The sequence below is a fragment of the Delftia sp. K82 genome (assembly GCF_002193035.1).
Classification (GTDB): Bacteria; Pseudomonadota; Gammaproteobacteria; order Burkholderiales; family Burkholderiaceae_C; genus Comamonas; species Comamonas acidovorans.
This window is the reverse complement of the sequence record NZ_MYFL01000001.1, coordinates 741,537-762,150: the sequence shown is the minus strand read 5'-3', so window position 1 is coordinate 762,150 and position 20,614 is coordinate 741,537. Positions and strand designations below refer to the sequence as shown.

At 67.8% G+C, this 20,614-nt stretch carries 16 protein-coding genes and 1 pseudogene; 8 read left to right on the top strand and 9 right to left on the bottom strand.

Annotated elements, in window-relative coordinates; translation table 11 throughout:
- Window positions 1-49 precede the first annotated feature (49 nt).
- The 3 genes from KDK82_RS03365 to KDK82_RS03355 all read right to left on the bottom strand — a co-directional run bounded on the left by KDK82_RS03365 (window position 50) and on the right by KDK82_RS03355 (window position 3,202).
- Entirely contained in the window at window positions 50-1,048 is a 999-nt protein-coding gene (locus tag KDK82_RS03365; RefSeq protein ID WP_013801099.1) for a tripartite tricarboxylate transporter substrate binding protein, read from the bottom strand.
- 131 nt (window positions 1,049-1,179) lie between these two features.
- Entirely contained in the window at window positions 1,180-2,163 is a 984-nt protein-coding gene (xerD, locus tag KDK82_RS03360; RefSeq protein WP_088164018.1) for a site-specific tyrosine recombinase XerD, read from the bottom strand.
- A 76-nt stretch (window positions 2,164-2,239) separates the two neighbouring features.
- The gene (locus KDK82_RS03355; RefSeq protein WP_012206917.1) at window positions 2,240-3,202 is read right to left on the bottom strand and encodes a tripartite tricarboxylate transporter substrate binding protein BugE; all 963 of its coding nucleotides are present in this window, start codon (window positions 3,200-3,202) and stop codon (window positions 2,240-2,242) included.
- A gap of 327 nt (window positions 3,203-3,529) precedes the next feature.
- Between KDK82_RS03355 and KDK82_RS03350 the strand changes: the two genes are divergently transcribed.
- Entirely contained in the window at window positions 3,530-4,438 is a 909-nt protein-coding gene (locus KDK82_RS03350) for an AEC family transporter (RefSeq protein WP_179217842.1), read from the top strand.
- A gap of 21 nt (window positions 4,439-4,459) precedes the next feature.
- Here the strand turns inward: KDK82_RS03350 and KDK82_RS03345 are convergent, their stop codons facing one another.
- Window positions 4,460-5,353, bottom strand: coding sequence for a LysR family transcriptional regulator (locus KDK82_RS03345; protein WP_012206919.1), 894 nt, complete (start codon window positions 5,351-5,353; stop codon window positions 4,460-4,462).
- Window positions 5,354-5,583: 230 nt separating this feature from the next.
- Between KDK82_RS03345 and KDK82_RS03340 the strand changes: the two genes are divergently transcribed.
- Complete coding sequence (locus KDK82_RS03340) at window positions 5,584-6,972, top strand: sodium:solute symporter (protein WP_088164016.1); 1,389 nt, start codon at window positions 5,584-5,586, stop codon at window positions 6,970-6,972.
- Window positions 6,973-6,996: 24 nt separating this feature from the next.
- Window positions 6,997-8,067, top strand: a complete 1,071-nt coding sequence (speB, locus tag KDK82_RS03335; protein WP_088164015.1) for an agmatinase — start codon at window positions 6,997-6,999, stop codon at window positions 8,065-8,067.
- Here speB and KDK82_RS03330 read toward each other — a convergent pair.
- From KDK82_RS03330 to queG, 3 genes are all read right to left on the bottom strand, one after another.
- Window positions 8,064-9,119, bottom strand: a complete 1,056-nt coding sequence (locus KDK82_RS03330; RefSeq protein ID WP_179217841.1) for an AraC family transcriptional regulator — start codon at window positions 9,117-9,119, stop codon at window positions 8,064-8,066. The two genes, speB and KDK82_RS03330, sit on opposite strands and share 4 nt — an antisense overlap.
- 234 nt (window positions 9,120-9,353) lie before the next feature.
- The gene (locus KDK82_RS03325) at window positions 9,354-12,401 is read right to left on the bottom strand and encodes a diguanylate cyclase (RefSeq protein WP_088164014.1); all 3,048 of its coding nucleotides are present in this window, start codon (window positions 12,399-12,401) and stop codon (window positions 9,354-9,356) included.
- A 115-nt stretch (window positions 12,402-12,516) separates the two neighbouring features.
- A complete protein-coding gene (gene queG, locus KDK82_RS03320; protein ID WP_088165424.1) occupies window positions 12,517-13,572 on the bottom strand; it encodes a tRNA epoxyqueuosine(34) reductase QueG in 1,056 nt (351 codons plus the stop codon).
- Between the two features lie 12 nt (window positions 13,573-13,584).
- Here queG and tsaE point away from each other — a divergent pair, with 12 nt between their 5' ends.
- From tsaE to KDK82_RS03305, 3 genes are all read left to right on the top strand, one after another.
- Entirely contained in the window at window positions 13,585-14,112 is a 528-nt protein-coding gene (gene tsaE / locus KDK82_RS03315; protein WP_034396474.1) for a tRNA (adenosine(37)-N6)-threonylcarbamoyltransferase complex ATPase subunit type 1 TsaE, read from the top strand.
- Window positions 14,109-15,602, top strand: coding sequence for an N-acetylmuramoyl-L-alanine amidase (locus tag KDK82_RS03310; protein ID WP_013801091.1), 1,494 nt, complete (start codon window positions 14,109-14,111; stop codon window positions 15,600-15,602). The genes tsaE and KDK82_RS03310 overlap by 4 nt, the downstream gene beginning before the upstream one ends.
- A gap of 229 nt (window positions 15,603-15,831) precedes the next feature.
- On the top strand, window positions 15,832-16,056 hold the full coding sequence (locus KDK82_RS03305) for a glycine zipper 2TM domain-containing protein (protein ID WP_012206927.1): 225 nt from the start codon (window positions 15,832-15,834) through the stop codon (window positions 16,054-16,056).
- A 73-nt stretch (window positions 16,057-16,129) separates the two neighbouring features.
- Here KDK82_RS03305 and KDK82_RS03300 read toward each other — a convergent pair whose 3' ends face one another.
- Window positions 16,130-16,780 carry a DedA family protein gene (locus KDK82_RS03300; RefSeq protein WP_043782650.1) on the bottom strand — a complete coding sequence of 217 codons (651 nt, stop codon included), beginning with the start codon at window positions 16,778-16,780 and terminating at the stop codon, window positions 16,130-16,132.
- A gap of 273 nt (window positions 16,781-17,053) precedes the next feature.
- Here KDK82_RS03300 and KDK82_RS03295 point away from each other — a divergent pair, with 273 nt between their 5' ends.
- Both KDK82_RS03295 and mutL read left to right on the top strand, forming a co-directional pair.
- Complete coding sequence (locus KDK82_RS03295; RefSeq protein WP_013801089.1) at window positions 17,054-17,344, top strand: glycine zipper 2TM domain-containing protein; 291 nt, start codon at window positions 17,054-17,056, stop codon at window positions 17,342-17,344.
- A 164-nt stretch (window positions 17,345-17,508) separates the two neighbouring features.
- A pseudogene (gene mutL / locus KDK82_RS03290) lies at window positions 17,509-19,528 on the top strand (DNA mismatch repair endonuclease MutL).
- A gap of 34 nt (window positions 19,529-19,562) precedes the next feature.
- On the opposite strand, the gene KDK82_RS03285 reads toward mutL, so the two are convergent.
- Window positions 19,563-20,567 (bottom strand): tripartite tricarboxylate transporter substrate binding protein, encoded by a 1,005-nt coding sequence (locus KDK82_RS03285; RefSeq protein ID WP_088164013.1) that lies wholly within the window; start codon window positions 20,565-20,567, stop codon window positions 19,563-19,565.
- Between the last annotated feature and the right edge of the window lie 47 nt (window positions 20,568-20,614).

Genomic DNA, 20,614 nt, shown 5'->3' with positions numbered 1-20,614 from the left:
CGGCCGGGAAGCCGCAAGCCCTTTTTGCATGCCACGCGCCGCAGCGGTATCAGTTCAGCTTGATGCCTGCAGCCTGGATGATGCGCGCGTTGGACTGGGACTCGGCCTCGATCTGGCGCGCGAAATCCTCCGCCTTGCCGCCCGTGGCCACGTTGTCGGTGGCCTCCAGCTTGGCACGCATGTCGGGCTGGGTCAGCACCTGGTTGATCTCGGCATTGAGCCTTTGCAGCACGGGCGCGGGCGTTCCTGCGGGCGCGAAGATGCCGAACACCGAGGTCATGTTGGCGCTCTTGTAGCCCAGCTCGGCCAGCGTGGGCACGCCGGGCAGCGACTCCAGGCGCTGGGGGGCGCCCACGGCCAGGGCCTTGAACTTGCCCGCCTTGATGTGCTGCAGCACGGCCGGCCCGGCGTTGGTGGAGAGCACCTCGAACTGGGCGCTCAGGCCATCATTGAGCTGCTGGCCGCCGCCCTTGTAGGGAATGTGCGTGATCTTGGCCTGCGAGGCATACATGATCTGCTCGAGCATGATGTGGCCCAGCGATGCCAGGCCGGCCGTGGCCCAGCGGACTTCGCCGGGCTGGGCCTTGGCCTGCGCCACCAGTGCCTTGAAATCGGTCGCCGTGGAGCGGGCCGTGCCCAGCAGCAGCACGGGCGAATACATCACGCTGGTCACGGGCACGAGATCGCGCTGCGGATCGAACAGCGGCTTGCCCAGGTGCGGGCTCAGCGTCAGCGGGCTGATGGAGGAAAAGCCCAGCGTATAGCCATCAGGTGCGGCCTTGGCCACCAGGTCCAGGCCGATGGCGCCGCCGGCGCCGGCCTTGTTGTCCACCACCACGGGCTGGCCCAGGCGGGCGGCCAGCTTCTCGCCCAGGGCGCGCGCCACCACGTCGCTGACGCCACCGGCCGGATAGGAAACCACCACGCGGATGGGCCGGCTGGGCCAGGCAGCATCGGCGGCCGACGCGGACATCGGCAAGGCCGCAGCAGCGACCGTCGCCGCCAGCATGGAAGTCACCAGCACATGCCGGCGCAGGAAATCAGTCATCGAAAACTCCGCAGAAACACATCGAACACGGCGGTGATTGTTCTGCAAAGCGCATATCCCCGGGACAGGCTTTGCCACTTCGACGATTTCAACGGCAGAAACACCCAAACCGGCGAACCTTCCACATCCAATCAACCACGCGGATGGTGCAAAGCGTGCAATGCCTTGAGCCGCTCGCGCGCCACATGGGTGTAGATGGTGGTGGTGGAGATGTCGGCATGGCCCAGCAGCATCTGCACCACGCGCAGGTCTGCGCCATGGTTGAGCAGGTGGGTGGCGAAGGCATGGCGCAGCGTGTGCGGCGACAGCGGTGCCGTGACGCCCGCAACCTGCGCGCAGCGCTTGACGATGACCCAGAACATCACGCGGCTCATGGCCGCTCCGCGCTGGGTCACGAAGACCGCATCGCTGCGCTGCCCGCCCAGGATGGCACCGCGCGCCGTGGCCAGGTAGCGCTCCAGCCACCAGTGCGCCTCCTGGCCGAAGGGCACCAGCCTTTCCTTTTGCCCCTTGCCCGTCACGCGCAATACGCCCGAGCGCAGATCGATGCCATGCAAGGGCAGATCCACCAGCTCGCTCACGCGCAGGCCGCTGGCATACATCAGCTCCAGCATGGCACGGTCACGCAGGCCCAGTGGCGTATCGACATCGGGCGCCCTGAGCAGCGCCTCCACCTGCGCCTGCGTCAGCGTATGCGGCACGCGCGGCGGCTGCCGGGCCGCCAGCATGCGTGCCGTGGGATCGGCGGCAATGCGCTGCTCGCGCAGCGCCCAGTGGTAGTAGCGGCGCAGCACCGTCAGCCGCCGGTTGGAAGAACTGGCCTTGGTCTGCTCCACCCGCACCGCGAAATAGCCCTGCAGCTCCAGCTCGCCCGCCGCATCCAGCGCCAGCGGCGGCCGCTGGTGCGCCAGCCACCGCCCCCAGGCCGTCAGATCCCGGCGATAGGCCGCCAGCGTATTGCGCGACAGCCCGTCCTCCAGCAGCAGCGCATCCATGAACAGGTCCAGCGCATCCAGGCTGGCCGGCAGCGGCGCCGGCCAGGACGCAGGATCGGCAGCAGATTCGGCTTCGGCAGCCGATGGGGAAGCGATGGAAGCAACAGGCACTTGGGACATCCCATCAAGCCTACAACGAAAAAACCCGAGGTCCGCAAGGAGCCTCGGGTTCTGAGCCAACCGCTCAAGGCGGTGCTTACTCCAGCGTGAGTTTCTGCTGAGCAACCACCTTCTTGTACGTCTCGTACTCGTCCTTGATCTGCTTGGCGAACTCTTCAGGCGAGTTGCCGATGACCAGGGAGCCCGTGTCCTCGATGCGCTTGCGCACGGCCGGATCCTGCAGCACCTTGCGCACGGCGGCGTTGATCTTGTCCACCACGTCCTTGGGCATGTTCTTGGGGCCCAGGATGCCGTAGTAGGCCATGCGGTTCACCGGCTCCAGGCCCACTTCCTTGAAGGTGGGCACATTGGGCAGCACGGCCAGGCGCTGGGGCGCGGCCACCACGATGGGCACCAGGCGGTTGTCCTTGATGAAAGGCAGGGCCGAGGGCAGGTTGTCCAGCACCATGGGCACCTGGCCCGCCACCACGTCGTTGAGCGCAGGGCCCGCACCGCGGTAGGGGATGTGGGTGACGAAGGTGTTGGTCAGGCTCTTGTACAGCTCCATCAGCATGTGCTGGATGCCGCCCGTGCCCGAGGAGGCATAGGAGTACTTGCCCTGGGACTTCTTGAGTTCGGCCTCGAAGCTCTTGTAGTCCTTGGCGGGGAACTTGGGGTTCACCGCAATCACGTTGGGCGTGGCCGCCACGTTGATGATGGGCGTGAAGTCCGTCAGTGTGTTGTACGAGATCTTGGGGTTGATCGCGGGGTTGGTCGCCGTGGTCGAAACCGTGGCGATGCCCAGGCTGTAGCCATCGGGCTGCGAGCGCGCGGTTTCCATGGCGCCGATGACGCCGCCGCCACCGCCGCGGTTGTCCACCACCACGGGCTGGCCCAGTTCCTTGGTCAGGGGTTCGGCGATCACGCGGGCGATGATGTCGGTCGTGCCACCGGGGGCGAAGGGCACCACCAGCTTGATCGGCTTGGTGGGATAGGCCTGGGCCAGGGCTCCGGTGCTTGCGAGGACAAGGGTCAGGCCCATCCAGCTGCGACGATTCATACAAGATCTCCTTTTGGGGGTCGTGTTGACGAAGAAGGTTTCATGGACATCCGCAAGGCCGTGCCTGCGGATGGATGGTCTGCGAAATGAAGGCTCGCAAACGCTGCCACGGAACAGCCATGGTGGGGCCTGGAGCCCGCTGCGCGCTTGACGGTCGTCAGGACCTGCGCTTTCGGATCGGCTGTGTGGACCCCAGCGATGCTAAGGCCCGAGGCCCGGTTGTCACAGTTTGTCGCAGCACTGATTTCCCGGTGTTTACCCCTAGCCTCGCGCCATGGTTTTTCGGGAGACGCGGTGACTGCGGGTATGCGCTTATGCTCTGCCCCCGTGAACTACGCCGTGCTGCTCTTCCCCGATTTTTCGCTCATCGTGCTTGGCTACGTGCTGTGCCGCTTCACACAGCTCAACCGCACGGTCTGGCAGGCAGTGGAGGCGCTGGTGTACTACCTGCTGTTCCCGGTGCTGCTGTTCCACTCCATCGTCAAGAGCCCGGTGGACTGGGGTGCCACCTCCCACTTGCTGGCCGCTGGCGTGTGTGCGGCCCTGGTCGGCATTGCCCTGGCTTACAGCCTGCCCTGGTGGCCGGGCCTGCGCGGCCGGATCGACACACGCGAGCATGCGGGTGCCGTGCAGGTGGCGTTTCGCTTCAACTCCTTCATCGGCCTGGCGCTGGCCAGCCGTCTGGCGGGGCCTGAGGGCCTGCTGTTCATCTCGGTGCTGATCGGCGTGAGCGTGCCGCTGTGCAATATCGCGGCCGTCTGGCCCATGGCGCGCGGGAGCAACCAGCATTTCCTGGGCCAGCTGGTGCGCAATCCGCTGATCGTGGGCACGCTGTCGGGCCTGGTGTTCAGCGCGCTGGGGCTGAAGCTGCCGGCGCTGATCGAGCCTTCGATCTCCCGCATAGGCGCAGCCTCCATCGCGCTGGGCCTGATGTCGGCCGGCGCCGGCATGCAGTTCGGCGCGCTGGCCGCCGGCAAGCTGCTGGCCGTGTGCCTGCTGGCCGTGCGGCATCTGGTGCAGCCGCTGATCGCCTATGCCATGGTGCGGGCGTTTGGCCTGAGCGGTGCGCAGGCCCTGATCCTGATGGCCTTCTCTGCCCTGCCCACCGCATCGTCGTGCTATGTGCTGGCCGCACGCATGGGCTACAACGGCTCGTATGTGGCGGGGCTGGTCACGCTGTCCACGCTGCTGGGCGTGCTCAGCCTGCCGTTTGCGCTGAGCCTGCTGCAGTTCTGATGCCGCTGTGCCACGGCGCCCCTACAGCACGGCACGCATGTCGTCCGTGAAGGCGGCCGTGATGTCGTCCTGGCGTGCGCGCTTCTTGGCCACCATGGTGATGTCCACGTCATAGCTGAAGAGGGATTCGTCCAGCGCATGCAGCAGGCCGGCAGCCACATAGGGCGCCGCGTAGTGCTCTGGCAGGTAGCCCAGGTGGGCGCCTGACAGGATGAGGATGGCGGCCGCCTCCATGTTGTCCGCCTCTGAGGTGACATGGCGCGGGCGCCCCGTCAGCGGTGCCTGCGGCAGCGGATAGGTGCGCCAGGTCCAGTCGGCCTCGCCCGCCTCCTGCGCGCCGATGCGGCCCGCGCGTGCGGCAAAGGGATGGCTGGCGCTGCAATAGGCCACCTGCCTTTCGCTGAACAGCAGCGTGTATTCCAGCGCCGGGGCGCGGTGCAGGAAATAGCCCACGGCGACCTGGAGCTCGTCGCGCAGCAGCATCTCTTCCAGCTCGCGCGGCCCGCGCACCAGCACAGACAGGCGTACGGCCTCGTCGCGCTGGCGAAAGCGCTGTATGGCCCGCCCCATCAGCGCGTTGTATTCCATGGGTGCATTGCCGATCAGGCCGATGGCCAGGCTGCCGACCAGCTGCCTGTGCATGTTGCGCGCCTGCGCACTGAAGCCTTCCAGTCCCTGCAGGGCGGTGCGAGCCATATCGACGAAGCGCCGGCCCTTGGCCGTCAGGCGAAAGCCGCCGCGCCCGCGTTCGCACAAACTGAAACCCAGCCGCGTCTCCAGTGTGGACAGCTGACTGCTGAGCGTGGACTGCCCTACGCCAAGGCTGGCCTGCGCCGCCGACACGCCGCCCGCGTCAACGATGGCCAGAAACACGCGCAGCAGCCGCAGGTCCAGGTCTGAAACGGTATGGAGCATGGGGTTTTCACTCGGGAAAGATCGATTCTTATCGATGTTTGTAAATGGAACTTGAAATGGATGCAATCCGGGCTGCTGTCTAGCATCCACGGCTGTTGCAGCACATCTGGATTATCCAAAGAGGGACTGCAATACAGAACAAGAGGGACGGGCCAGGGAATTCACTTCCATGGATACCGCTGTTTCAAGAGGCCCCTGCCAACAGGGCCGCAACAAAAGGGAGACAAACCATGTTGCTCGATATCTCGGTCGTGGTGATCTACGCGGCGGCCATGCTGCTACTGGGCTGGTACGGCATGCGCCGCGCGAAGACGCAGGAGGACTTTCTCGTGGCCGGCCGCAACCTCGGGTCAGGCCTGTACATGGGCACCATGGCCGCCACGGTGATAGGCGGCGCCAGCACCGTGGGCACGGTGCGCCTGGGCTATGTGTACGGCATCTCCGGATTCTGGCTTTGCGCGGCGCTGGGCGCGGGCCTGCTGGTGCTGAACCTGTTCCTGGCCAAGCCCCTGCTCAGGCTGCGCATCTGCACCGTGACCCAGGTGCTGGAGCGGCGCTACAGCGCCCGCACCAAGCAGGCCAGCGCCCTGGTGATGCTGGCCTACTCGCTGATGCTGGCGGCCACGTCGGTGATCGCCATCGGCACCGTGATGCAGGTGCTGTTCGACCTGCCGCTGTGGATCTCCATCCTGGTGGGCGGGGGCGTCGTGGTCATCTACTCGGCCGTGGGCGGCATGTGGTCGCTGACGCTGACGGACATCGTGCAGTTCGTGATCAAGACCGCGGGCCTGATGCTGATCCTGCTGCCCATCTGCCTGTACCGCGTGGGCGGCTGGGATCAGCTGGTTGCACGGCTGCCTGCGTCCAGCTTCGATGTCACCCACATCGGCTGGGACACCATCGCCACCTACTTCGTCATCTATTTCTTCGGAATCATGATCGGCCAGGACGTGTGGCAGCGCGTGTTCACGGCCCGCAGCGAACGGGTGGCCGCCGTGGCGGGCAGCCTCGCCGGCGTGTACTGCGTGGTCTACGGACTGGTCGGTGCCCTGGTGGGCATGACAGCGCGCGTGCTGCTGCCGGACCTGGACAACGCCAACAATGCCTTTGCCGCCATCGTGCAGGCCAGCCTGCCGGATGGCATCCGCGGCCTGGTCATCGCTGCCGCACTGGCGGCCATGATGTCCACCGCCAGCGCCGCCATGCTGGCCGGCTCCACCGTGCTGGCCGAGGACCTCGTGCCCCTGCTGCGGGGCGGCCGGCCGCTGGTCGATGTGCGCTGGCACCGGTTGCTGACGCTGCTGGTGGGGCTGGCCGTGCTCGGCATCGCCCTGGTGGTGGACGATGTGCTCAATGCCCTGACCACCGCCTACAACCTGCTGGTGGGCGGCATGCTGGTGCCGCTGATCGGCGCCATCTACTGGCGCCGGGCCACCACGGCGGGTGCCATCGCCAGCATGCTGCTGGGCTGCGCCACGGCCGTCGCCTTCATGGTCAGGGACGGCCTGGCCGCCAACACGCCCATCTATGCCAGCCTTGCCGTGAGCACGGCCAGCTTCATCCTCATCAGCCTGGCGCAGCGCACGCAGCAGCGTTCGCTGTCGGGCATTCAATCCTGATCCCGGCACTGAATCGGAGACGACATGACGCTTTTCACACCAGACAGGCTGCAGGCGCTGCGCGCACGCTTCGGCGGCGCCAACGAGTCCGTGATCCACGACCCGCATTTCCGCGCCGTGGCCGCCCACATCATCGACGCCAGCGGCACGCGCAACGCACCCTACGCAGGCATGCCCACGCTGCTGGACGCGCCCATGCGTCCCATGGACTGGAGCCGCCCGGATTTCGGCGACCTCCAGGCCGCGCTGATCGGCGTGCCCATGGACCTGGGCATCAGCAACCGCAGCGGCTGCCGCTTCGGCCCCCGGGCCCTGCGTTCCATCGAACGCGTGGGCCCCTACAACCATGTGCTTCGATCCACTCCCACACGCGAGCTGCGCGTGGCGGACATCGGCGACGTGCCGCTGTCCAGCCGCTACAGCCTGGAGCAGTCGCACCGCGACATAGAGTCGACCTTCGCAAAGATCCATGCGGCCGGCGTGATTCCGCTGGCCGCTGGTGGAGACCATTCCATCACCCTGCCCATATTGCGCGCACTGGGCCGCGAGCGGCCACTGGCCCTGGTGCATTTCGACGCCCACTGCGACACCGGGGGTCCCTTCGACGGCAGCCGCTTCCACCACGGCGGCCCGTTTCGTCAGGCCGTGCTGGACGGCGTGCTCGACCCCACGCGGACCATTCAGATCGGCATACGCGGCGCAGCCGAATATCTCTGGGAGTTTTCCTATGAGTCGGGCATGACCGTGATCCACGCAGAGGAGCTTCCCGCGCTGGGCGTGGACGGCGTCATTGCCCGCGCACGCGAGGTGGTGGGCGATGCGCCCGTCTACGTCTCCTTCGACATCGACTGCCTGGACCCGGCCTTTGCGCCCGGCACGGGCACGCCCGAGGTCGGTGGAATCACCGTGCGCGAGGCACAGGCCATGGTGCGCGGCCTGGCCGGCATCCACATCGTGGGCGGCGATATGGTGGAGGTGTCTCCAGCCTACGACGCCACCACCAACACCGCCCATGCGGGGGCGCAGATGATGTTCGAAATCCTCGGCCTGATCTGCGCACGCCACGCCGGGAGTGGCGCCGCCAAGCCTGCCTAGGCCCCCTGCCCGCCCTCCGCATCCCGCAGCAACCCCAGCGGCGTGCTGCCGTAGCGTGCCCTGAACCGCCGGGAAAAATGCGCGGGTGAGCTGAAACCGCAGTGCTGCGAGATCTCCGCGATGCCCAGCGTTCCCGGCTCCGTGCCACGCAGCAGCGCATGGGCGCGCTCCAGGCGATAGGCCATGAGTTCGGCGCTGAGGCTGGTGCCTTCGCGCGACAGCTGGGATTGCAGCGAGCGCACGGACAGCCCCAGCCTGGACGCCACGCGCTCGGGCCCCAACGCCGGGTCCGGGTACTGGCGGGCAATGAGCTGGCGCACCCTGCGCAACAGCACGTGCATGGGCGCGCCGGGTCGGGCCGTCGCCATGTCGGCGCTGGCCTGCAGCACGGTCTTCACGGTGTTGATGACCAAGTCGGACAGCCTGGCGGATTCGGCCTCGGGCAAGGGGTCCTGCCACGCGGCCAGCAATTGCATCTGCTGGACCAGCAGCTGAAGCGATGCACAGTCGGGCAGGCTGCGTGCCAGCAGTTGCGAAGCCAGGCTGCCACGCGAATCGATCAGTGCCAGCGGCACGGCCAGCACCACCAGGTCCACGGCCTCTTTCTGCCAGATGCGGTAGCCGCGCCGCTCATCCAGCAGGAACAGCTGGCCGGGTTGCGCCTGCAGCCTCCTGCCCGCAACCGCCATGCCCGGCTCCCCGGATGACGCCGAGGCATCCGGTACGTCCGGCACGTCCGACAGGTCAGGTACGTCAGGTGCATCCGGTGCGAATACCTGGGCTCCACCTTTGGCATAGAGCACGCACAGCAGGCAGGGCGGGCCTGCGCGCTGGCCATCGGCATGCAGGCGCTCCATGCCATGTTCGGCCGCCATCTGGATGCGGTTGAGCACCACCGCGCCCACGCAGCGCGACGTCAGCACGGCCTCGAAGCGCTCGGGCTGCGCGACCAAGGGCGTGTGCGGCATCTGCGCCTCGCGGCTGGCATCGCTCCAGAACTGCGCTCGCGAAAGCGGCGCGATATGCACCGTGGACCAGCGGTTGTACGTCATACATTCCTCGCCCTGCGCTCGGCGCGCAGCCTCTTTTTGTGATGGGTTGCACGGACAGTCGGCCGCACCCGAGTGTTGGGGCCAGGCAAGAGGCGGCAGGTCCACGCGACAGCATGAACCCAGGATTTTCGGGATTGCGGCCCGATCAGGCCATTGGATGATTCTGAAAATTCACCGGGGTGAATTCCTAGGCCTGTGCGCCGCACCAGCCCGCACCAGCCGGATCAGCGCGTATCAGCGCGCAATGGCAGGCAGCCGCTCGCTCCACAGCGTGGACTGGTTGCGGCCGTTGCGCTTGGAGTAGTACAGCGCGGCGTCGGCACGCTCCAGGCAGCCCTGGGCCGAGGCATCGCTGCGCTGCAGCTCGTACACGCCCAGGCTGATGGTGATGTGCAGGTCGCCGGCCAGGCCCGCATCGATGGCGCGCGCGGCCACGGTTTCGCGCAGGCTTTCGGCGCGGCGCAGGCCCACCTCGGCATCGGTGTCGGACAGCAGCACGGCAAACTCCTCGCCACCCAGCCGGCCCACCATGTCTTCCTTGCGCATTTCCTGCGCCACCGAGGCCAGCAGCTCCTTGAGCACGATGTCGCCCACCGCATGGCCGTAGCCGTCGTTCACCTGCTTGAAGTGGTCTATGTCCAGCATGATCAGCGTGGAATGCGCCACCAGTCCGCTGCGCAGATGGTCCAGCTCCATCGCCAGCCGCTCCATGAAGGCGCGGCGGTTGGGAATGCCGGTCAGCGCGTCGGTCAGCGCCAGGGTCTCCAGCTGGGATTCGCGCTGCTGCCGCTCCGTCGCATCGTGGAAGACCCAGCAGTGGCCGATGGAGCGATCACCGTCGCGCAGCTGCATGCCCTCGATCTCCACATAGTGGTCGTCGGGCAGCGCATGCAGGGACCGGCCAGCCACGGGCCCGGCGCTGAGCACGCCAGCCACCGAAGGCGGCAGCAGCTGGATCAGCGCCGGCATGCCCAGCCCCACCAGGGCGGCAGGCGCCATGTCCAGCCGCAGCGCGGCCGCCAGCATGCGGTTGGCGGCCAGCACCTGACGGCCCTGGGCGTCGGTGACCAGAATGCCTGCGGGAAAGCGGTCGATGATGGCCTCCAGCCGGTGCTGGGTCTCGGCCAACGCGGTCTCGGCTCGCCGGCGCGCGTCGGTATCGATCATGGTCCAGATGACGCGGCCGTCGTCCTCGTCGGGGTCCAGCAGCGAGCCCTGCATGTCGAACCAGTGGCCCGAGCCCGAAGGCATGCGCAAAATCCATTCCGTGCGCACCGTGCCGCGTGCGTTGAGCTGTGCGTAGAGCTGGCCGAAGCGCTCGAAGCTCTCGTCGCTGACATGCAGGGCGCGAAAGTTCACGCCGCCGGGCAGCCGGTCTGTCTCGATCTCGAAGGTCTGCACCGCGCGCTCGTTGGCATAGAGGATTTCGCGCTGGGGACCGGCCATGACGATCAGGGCGCTTCCCCGGTCCAGCAAGGCCTTGATGAGTCGGGACTGCTCCACGCGCTGCTGTATGTCGGTGTGCGTCCCCAGCATGCGCACGGGCTTGCCGTCGGCATCGCGCTGGGTGATTTCGCCGCGCGACTCCACCCACAGCCAGCTGTCGGCCGAGCTGCGCAGCCGCATCTCCACGCGGAAGTCGGCCCCGGCCTCGGCATGGCGCTGCAGCCGCGCCAGCATCCGCGCCCTGTCCGAGGGATGGACCATGGCGCAGAAGGCGTCATAGTTCATGGGGAACTGCGCGGCCTCGAAGCCCAGCATCTGGTAGCAGCGGGCATCCCATTCCACATGGCCGCTGCGGCAGTCCCATTGCCACAGGCCGTCGCGCACGGCGCCCACGGTCAGGCGCAGGCGTTCCTCGCTGTGGCGTATGGATTCCTGCATGGCCTGGTCCTGCGTCACATCGTGCACATAGCCATGCCACAGCAGGGAGCCGTCTTCCTCCTGCTGCGGCCGGGCGTGACCATGCAGCCAGCGCAGCTCGCCTGCAGGGCCGTAGACGCGGTACTTGTGCTCCCAGACACCCTTGCTGCCCACGCTGGCCTGCACCGAGGCCGCCAGGGCCGGCAAATCCTCGGGGTGGACCCGCTTGAGCAGTTCATGGTCGGCAAACCTGGCGGCATCGGCCTTGGCGCCATGCAGTTCGAAGAATCCGGGGCTGGTGAAAGGGAACCGGAACTGTCCATCCGCGCCTATGCGGAACTGGAACAGCCCGCCCGGCACCTCCTGCGCCAGCCGCGCAAAGCGCCGCTCACCCTGCAGCCGCATGCGCTCGCTGAGCTGGCGCTGGCGCGCCAGCCACAGCGTCAGCAGCATGCCCAGCAGCAGCACGGCCGTGCCTATGCCGTTGCGCAGCAGGCCGCGCTCCAGCGATGCCTCCAGCGGCTCGAAGATGGCTTTCTTGTCCAGCCCTGCACTGACGATCAGCGGATAGCCCTCCACCCGGCTCCAGGCATACATGCGCTGCACGCCATCGACGGACGATTCGGCCTCGTAAGTGCCGCGCTCCAGGGCCGGTGCGAACAGCGCCACGCGCACATCGGAGACCGAGCGGCCCATCACCTGCTCCTGCCCCTGCGAGCGCGCCAGGTAGGCGCCATCGGTGCGCAGCAGCAGGATGACGTCGTTGGCGCCATCGAAGATGGACTGGAAATAGCGCGAGATGTATTCGGGCGACAGCGACAGCACCAGCACGCCCGAGAACTGCCCCTGGCGGTACAGCGCGCGGCTCAGCTGTATGGTCCATTTGTGGGAGACACGCCCCTGCACGGGGCGGCCGATGAACATGCCCATGTTCTCGCGGTTGGCATGCACCTGGAAATGCTCGCGGTCCCGGATGGAGACCTTGGCAGCCCGCGTCTGCGCCTCCTGCTGGAGGTTGGAGTACACGATGTCCCCTTTCTCGTCGGCCACGGCGATCTGCAGGAAGGTGCCGGCCGGGTAGGCGTCGAACGTGGTCTGCACGGCACGCCGGAACCCGTCGACATCGCCACCGGCAAAGTCGGACTCCAGGCCGCGCATGGTGTAGTCCAGGCCGGACAGCAGGGTCTGCACCTGCACCGACACCGCATGCGACATTTGCCCCACCCGCAGCCAGGACTGGGACTCGGTAAAGCTGCGCTGCGTGCGGTGGCTGTCCACCAGCACCGTCCAGTACGCCACCGTGGCCAGCAGCACGCAGCACAGTCCCACCCAGACGGCCACAGCGGTCTGGGTCAGCGGTTCTGCGTTCAGCAGGCGGGACAGGCTGCGGGGAGGCTTTGCGCGCATATCAAACATCATGTTGAGTCACACAGGCCCCGCGCCTTCAAGGGCAGTGGCCCGCAACAGGCCGCCGGGGGGCACTCCGACAGAGCGCAACAATTGTTTCACACACAAGCGCCCTGGTCTTATCAGCTCAATCCGATCTTTGCGACAGCGCCCAGGCCACGTGCTCGCGCACCAGGGCGTCCGGATGTTCGGCGCGGCTGGACAGCGCCTGCTGCAATGCCGCGTTGCCGGTGTCACGCCAGGCATTGCCCAGCGCCACGGCCACATTGCGCAGCCAGCGTGCATGGCCTATGCGCCGGATGGGACTGCCTTCGGTCAGGCGCAGAAAGGTCGGCTCGTCCCAGGCAAAGAAGTGCACCAGTTGCCCGCCGGACAGGGCCTCGCGCGCATCGAAGTCGGGCAGGCGGCTGGGCTGGGCGAACTTGTTCCAGGGGCAGGCCAGCTGGCAGTCGTCGCAGCCATAGATGCGGTTGGCCATCAGCGGCCGCAGCTCCTCGGGAATGGCGCCCGCATGCTCGATGGTCAGATAGGAGATGCAGCGCCGCGCGTCCACCCGGTGCGGCGCCACGATGGCGCCCGTGGGGCAGGCCGTGATGCAGGCCGCGCAGCTGCCGCAGTGCGCGGTCACCGGCGCCGTGGGCTCCAGCGCAAGGTCCACATAGATCTCGCCCAGGAAGAACATGGAGCCCGCTTCGCGATTGAGCACAAGCGTGTGCTTGCCGCGCCAGCCCTGGCCGCTGCGCCGGGCCAGCTCCGCCTCCAGCACGGGCGCGGAATCGGTGAAGGCGCGGTGCCCGAAGGGGCCGACTTCCTGTGCAATGCGCTCGGCCAGTTTCTGCAGCCGGTTGCGCAGCACCTTGTGATAGTCGCGCCCCCGGGCATAGACGGAGACAATGCCCTCGTCGGGCCGCTGCAGCCGCGTCCACTCCACCGCTTGCCAGGCGCCCGGCGCATCGGCAGGCGTGTCGCGCGGCAGGTAGTCCATGCGCGCCGTGATCACGCTGACCGTGCCCGGCACCAGCTCGGCAGGCCGGGCGCGGCGCAGGCCGTGGGCCTGCATATAGTCCATCTCGCCATGGAACCCTTGGGCCAGCCACTGCATCAAACCCGGCTCCGCAGAAGACAAATCCACGCCGGCCACGCCAATTTGGGAAAATCCCAGCTCGCGGGCCCAGCCTTGCATCAAAGGAACCAATTGACTGCTGCACAACATACTCCCTCGATTGTAGAAAGCGCCCAGCCGCAGGATGCGGAAACTGCGGGCCGTCGCTGGATATGGGGCAGCGAGGAAGACACGCAGCGGTTTGCGCAGCAGCTCGCGGACCATCCCGCGCTGCGCAACGCCTACGTCACGCTGCACGGCGACCTGGGCGCAGGCAAGACCACGCTGGTGCGGCACTGGCTGCGCGCACTGGGCGTACAGGGCCGCATCAAAAGCCCCACCTATGCCGTGGTGGAGCCGCATGAGGCGCCGGACCTGGCCATCTGGCACTTCGACTTCTACCGCTTCGATGACCCGCGCGAGTGGGAGGATGCAGGATTTCGCGATATTTTCGCCAGCCCCGGTCTCAAGCTGGCAGAATGGCCCGAAAAGGCCGCAGCGCTTACGCCTGCGGCAGATATAGCTATTCATATCGAAGCAATCGACGAGACGCAGCGCCAGGTGACCTTGCTCGCCGGCACGCCCGTCGGACGCGCCGTGATCCAAGCACTCAAGGCATGAGCGACGCCAACTCCTCCTCCTATCCGTCCGGCCTGTCGCGCCGCAATCTTTTGCAGGCGGGCTCCATCGTGCTGCTGCTGGGCCGCCAGCACATCGCGCACGGCGCCACCATCGTGGCCGTGCGCGTCTGGCCCGCGCCCGAATACACGCGCGTGACCATTGAGTCCGACCGGCCGCTGGCTGCCAAGCAGTTCTTCGTGGACCAGCCCCCGCGGCTGGCCGTGGACATCGAGGGCATCGACCTCAATCCCGCGCTGCGTGAACTGGTGGCCAAGGTCCGCTCCGACGATCCCAACATCGCCTCCATCCGCGTGGGCCAGAACTCGCCCAGCGTGGTGCGCCTGGTGATAGATCTCAAGCAGCCCGCCAAGCCCCAGGTCTTCACGCTGCAGCCCGTGGCGGCCTACAAGCACAGGCTGGTGTTCGACCTGTACCCCGCCAAGGCCGTGGACCCGCTGGAGGCGCTGATCAGCGAGCGCCTGCGCGATGCCTCCGGCGACGATACCGCCGTCGCATCGGCACCGCCGCCGCCTCCACCACCGCTGCCCCGGCCCTCAGGCCCCACGGCGCCAGCCCCCGACCCGTTGGGCGACCTGATCGCCCAGCACAGCAGCGGCTCCGGCGGCAAGACGCCTGCACCGCCCGCCGTAGTGGCACAGGCACCTTCCCCTGCCGCTCCGGCCCCGGCGCCTCGCCCTCCCGCGCCTGCGCCCGTTCCGGCCCCTGCCCCCATTGCCGCGCCCAACATCGCCACCTCGCGCCAGACCGACCGCATCATCATCGTGGCGCTGGACCCCGGCCACGGCGGCGAGGACCCCGGCGCCACCGGCCCCAGCGGCACGCGCGAAAAGGACGTGGTGCTCAAGATCGCCCACCTGCTGCGCGACCGCATTAACGACACCCGCATCGGCGGCAGCCCCATGCGCGCCTTCATGACGCGCGATGCCGACTTCTTCGTGCCCCTGGCTACGCGCGTGGAAAAGGCCCGGCGCGTGCAGGCCGACCTCTTCATCAGCATCCACGCCGACGCCTTCACCACGCCGGCCGCGCGTGGTGCAAGCGTCTTTGCGCTCAGCGACAAGGGCGCCTCCAGCACGGCCGCGCGCTGGCTGGCCAACAAGGAAAACCAGTCCGACATCGTCGGTGGCCTGAACATGGGCTCGCAGGACCAGCATGTGCAGCGCATGCTGCTGGACATGAGCACCACGGCCCAGATCAAGGACAGCCTCAAGCTCGGTGGCGCCCTGCTCGGCGAGATCGGCAACATGGCCAAGCTGCACAAGCCGCGCGTGGAGCAGGCCGGGTTTGCCGTGCTCAAGGCACCCGACATTCCCAGCGTGCTGGTGGAAACCGCCTTCATCAGCAACCCCGAGGAAGAGGCCCGGCTGCGCAGCAGCGCCTACCAGGTGCAACTGGCCGACGCGCTGATGCGCGGCATCCGCAACTACTTCGCGCACAACCCGCCTCTGGCACGCAGCCGCTCCGTCTGACAGAGCCAAAAGGCACGAGCGCAGGGCACGGGCGAAGGGCGCGGGCGATGCCGCCCGCAGCCGCTGTCGGACGGCAAAGACGCGACACTTCCGAGCCGCCCGGCGGCAGCTCGGGCAGATCTCCTACCGCTGCCGCAAGCCCTGAATGAGAGCATGCAAACATGTTCCACACAGTGCTTGCGCCATACGCCACTCACGGCGACAAGGCAGGCCATCACAGGAGATGAACATGAAGACACGCCTTTATTCCATTGCCGCCGCAGCAGCCATTGCCCTGTTCTCTGCCGGCTGTTCCACCAATCCCAGCAGTGCACAGATCGGTACCGGCGTAGGCGCCGTGGCCGGTGGTGTCGTGGGGGATGCCCTGTTCGGCAGCACGCTGGGCACCGTGGGCGGTGCAGCCGCCGGTGCACTGATCGGTAACGAGGTGGGCAAGCGCAACGACCGCCGCTGATCCCCACTCCCGCTCCATGAAAAAACCCCTTGCGCCATGAAGGTGCAAGGGGTTTTTTCTATGCGCGGAAAGCTCAGGCGGCCGTCTTGGGCGCGCGCCCCGCGCGCCAGGCGCCAAAGATCGCGATCAGGCCCGGCACCAGGATCAGGCCCCAGATGATCTTCTCCAGGTTCTCGCGCACCCAGGGCAGGTTGCCGAAGAAATAGCCGGCTGCGCTGATGCCGAACACCCAGACAATCGCCCCGCCCACATTGAAGGCAGTGAACTTGCCCCGGTTCATCGCGGCTACCCCGGCCACGAAGGGCGCAAAGGTGCGGATGAACGGCATGAAGCGGGCCAGCACGATGGTGATGCCGCCATAGCGCTCGTAGAACGCGTGGGCCTGGTCGAAGGCGCGGCGGTTGAACCAACGCGAGTCCTCCCACTGGAACACCTTGGGCCCTATGTAGCGGCCGATGGTGTAGTTGCACTGGTCGCCCAGCACGGCCGCCACCAGCAGCACGGTGCAGGCGATCGAATAGTCCATGAGGCCCACGCCGCACAGCGCGCCGACGATGAACAGCAGCGAGTCGCCAGGCAGAAAGGGCATGACCACCACGCCCGTCTCCACGAAGACGATGAGAAACAGCAGCGCATACACCCAGGGTCCATAGGCCACGACAAAGGCCTCCAGATGCTTGTCGATGTGCAGGATGAAGTCGATCAGGAACTGAATGATTTCCAAAAGAGAGTCCTCCGCGGCGGGCGCCGCACCGGCCCGTACTGTACTTCGCCGACATGCCCCCACGGCCAAGCCGGAGCCGGTCACGCCATCGCACACACCGGCGCTTGCAGGAATCTACAAATGCTTGAAATCAAGCTTGTTTTGTTACACAACTTGATAAAACTCTACGAAAAACTCATGAGTGCGTCAGCTTTTTGCAGGCAAAGTGCTTCCATGCCGTCGGCAATGCCGGCCCGGCCTCACCACCATCGCCAAGACACAAGGAAGCAAGCCATGAACAAGACCCTTCGCACTTTCGCGCACAAGTCCGAACGCCAGTCCGGCTCCACGATGGGCCGCACCCTGGCCATCGCCGCCCTGCTGACCGGCGCGCTCGCGATGGGCGGCTGCGCCCACCGTCCCAACAATGCGCAACTGGGCACGGGCGTGGGCGCCGTGGCCGGTGGCGTGCTGGGCAGCGCGCTGTTCGGCACCACGCTGGGCACCGTGGGCGGCGCCGCGGCCGGTGCGCTGGTCGGCAACCAGATGGGCAGCAACAGCGACCGCGCAGGCCGCCGCCGCTGACCCTGCAGCCACCCTCATTCAAAGAGTGCCCCCGGCTCCGGCCTTTGTTGCCGGGGACGCCTCTTGGAGCCGCTTTCGCGGCTCCTTTTTTTTGTGGGCGCCGGCGCTGCACACCCCATTCCCACAGCCCGCAAGCGGTGGATGCGAGCCCCTAGAATTGCCGCGTGAACGCATCCATCCCCTCCTCCGACACCCTCCCCCGCCGCCCCATCCGCGACCTGCCCGACGAGCTGATCAGCCAGATCGCGGCCGGCGAAGTCGTCGAGCGCCCTGCCTCGGTGGTGCGCGAACTCGTGGACAACGCACTGGATGCGGGCGCCCGCCAGATCAACGTGCGGCTGCTGGCCGGCGGCGTGCGGCTGATCTCGGTGGAGGACGACGGCGGCGGCATCCCGCGCGACGAGCTGCCCGTGGCATTGCGCCGCCATGCCACCAGCAAGATCACCGACCTGCACGACCTGGAGACCGTGGCCACCATGGGCTTTCGCGGCGAGGCGCTGGCGGCCATCTGCTCGGTGTCGGAGGCATCCATCCTCTCGCGCCCTGCGGGCCAGGACTCGGCCTACCTGCTCGATGCGCGCAGCGGCGAGCTGCGCCCCGCCGCCCGCAACCAGGGCACGACGGTCGAGGTCAAGGAGCTGTTCTTCTCCACCCCGGCCCGCCGCAAATTCCTCAAGAGCGACGCCACAGAGCTGGCCCACTGCATCGAGTCCGTGCGCCGCCATGCGCTGGCCCGACGTGGGCTTTGCCATCTGGCACGAAGGCAAGCTGGTCGAGCAGTGGCGTGCCGCCGGCAGCATGTCGGACGAAGCCCTTGCGCGCCGCCTGGGCGATGTGCTGGGCGACGCCTTCGTGCAGAACTCCGTGACGGTGGAGCACTGGTCGGGCGCCGTCCACGTCACGGGCCGCGCGGGCATTCCCGATGCGGCGCGCTCCCGGCCCGACCACCAGTTCTGCTACGTCAATGGCCGCTTCGTGCGCGACAAGGTGCTGACCCACGCCTCGCGCAGCGCCTACGAGGATGTGCTGCACGGCCACAAGCAGCCTGTCTATGCGCTGTATGTGGAGATCGACCCTGCGCGCGTGGACGTGAACGTGCACCCCACCAAGATCGAGGTGCGCTTTCGCGACAGCCGCGAGGTGCACCAGGCCGTGCGCCACGCCATAGAGAACGCGCTGGCCGCCCCGCGCGCGGCGGCGGCCGCCGCCGCTGCCGCCGAGGAAGCCGCCCGCACCCCGGAGCTGGCCCCTGCCGCACCGGCCACCGCGCCCAAGGTGGCGGCCCCCGCCTGGCCCCAGGCGCGCATGAGCTTTGGCGATGAACAGGGCGGCCACAAGGTCAGCAACATGGCGGGCCTGTGGGCACCCATGCGCGAAGCCGCGCCGGCCCCCGTGGCGCTTCCTGCCCAGACGGCCATGCAGGCTGCCGGTGCCGCCGAAGTCGCGGTGGACACGCCCGGCGTGCAATGGCCTGCCGGCGATGTGCCCGCCAGCTACGCACCCGCTGCACAGCCCCAGCCAGCCGCTGTCTCCGAGCCTTCACCTGCGAACTTCACGCCCCCGGCAGCGGACACCCCTGCCGCTGCCGAGGAAACCATCTGGCCCCTGGGTCGCGCCGTCGCCCAGATCCACGGCGTCTACATCCTGGCCGAGAACGCCCAGGGCATGGTCGTGGTGGACATGCATGCGGCGCACGAGCGCATCGTCTACGAGCAGCTCAAGAATGCCGTTAACGCGGCAGAGCAAATCCCCAGCCAGCCGCTGCTGATTCCCGCCACCTTCGCCGCCACACCCGAGGAAGTGGCCACGGCCGAGGCCCATGGCGACACGCTGCAGGCCCTGGGCATGGAGGTTTCCCCCTTCTCGCCCAAGACGCTGGCCGTGCGTGCCGTGCCCGCCACCCTGGCCCAGGGCGATGCCGTGGAGCTGGCGCGCAGCGTGCTGGCCGAGCTGGCCCAGCACGACGCCAGCACCGTGGTGCAGCGCGCGCGCAATGAGATCCTCGCCACCATGGCCTGCCACGGCGCCGTGCGCGCCAATCGCCGCCTGACGCTGGACGAGATGAACGCCCTGCTGCGCCAGATGGAAGTCACCGAGCGCTCCGACCAATGCAACCACGGCCGCCCCACCTGGCGGCAGATGAGCATGAAGGAGCTGGACGCGCTGTTCCTGCGCGGTCGCTGAACCTGCCCGGCTGCCGTCAGCACCGTCTACACCGTCAGTCGCGCATGTTCGCGAAGGCCGCGAGCTGCTCGTACTTGCGGTCTTCCTCGGCGATCAGGCGCGCCAGGTCCTCGCGGCCGGAGGCGGGCACCATGCCTGCATCTTCCAGGCGCTTGCGCACGGCGGGCTCGGCCAGCGCCTCCTGAAGGGCCGCCGTGATGTGCTGCGCGGTGGCGGCGGGCAGCCCGCGCGGCGCCATCAGCGCAAACCAGCCCACCAATTCATAACCGCGCAGCGGCGCCAGCTCGGCCATGGCTGGAACCTGGGGCAAGGCGGACAGGCGCTGCGCGCTGGTGACCGCCAGCGGCACGATGCGCCCGCTCTGCAGAAATGGTTGCGCCGCCGTGGGCGAGAGCATGGCCAGGTCCAGGCTGCCGCCCGCCAGGTCGCTGGTCAACGGCGCCACGCCGCGGTAGGGCACATGGGTGATGGAAACACCGGCGCGCTGCTTGAACAGCTCTCCCGCGAAATGCAGGGTCGACCCCACGCCCGAGCTGCCGTAGCTGAGCTTGCCGGGCTGGCGGCGCGCCAGCTCCAGCAAGTCGGCCATGCTCTTCACGCCCAGGCCCGGGCGTGCGGCCAGGATCAGCGGGCCGGTGGCCACCAGGCCCAGCGGCGTGAAATCGCGGCGGCCGTCGTAGCGCTGCGCGGGGTTGACGATGCGCGTGGCCACCAGCTCGTTGCTGGCCCCCACCAGCAGCGTGTAGCCATCGGCCGGTGCCGAGGCCACGCGCTGGGCCGCAATGGCGCCGGCCGCCCCACCCACGTTGTCCACCACCACCGTGCCGCGCAGCCGCGCGGCCAGCGCATCGCCCACCACGCGGGCGGCCAGGTCCACCGAACCACCGGCCGGGTATCCGACGACCAGCTTCAAGGGCTTGGAGGGAAAGCCGGCCTGTGCAGCAGCCGGCAAGGCCAGCCCCAGCGCGGCTGCGCCCAGAAGGCTGCGGCGGCTCAGGACCTGGCGGGCCTCGGAGGAGAGAGGAAATGCAGTGCGCATGGTGGCAATCGCAGATGAAGTCGTGAAAGGGAATCCGGTGCGGGCGC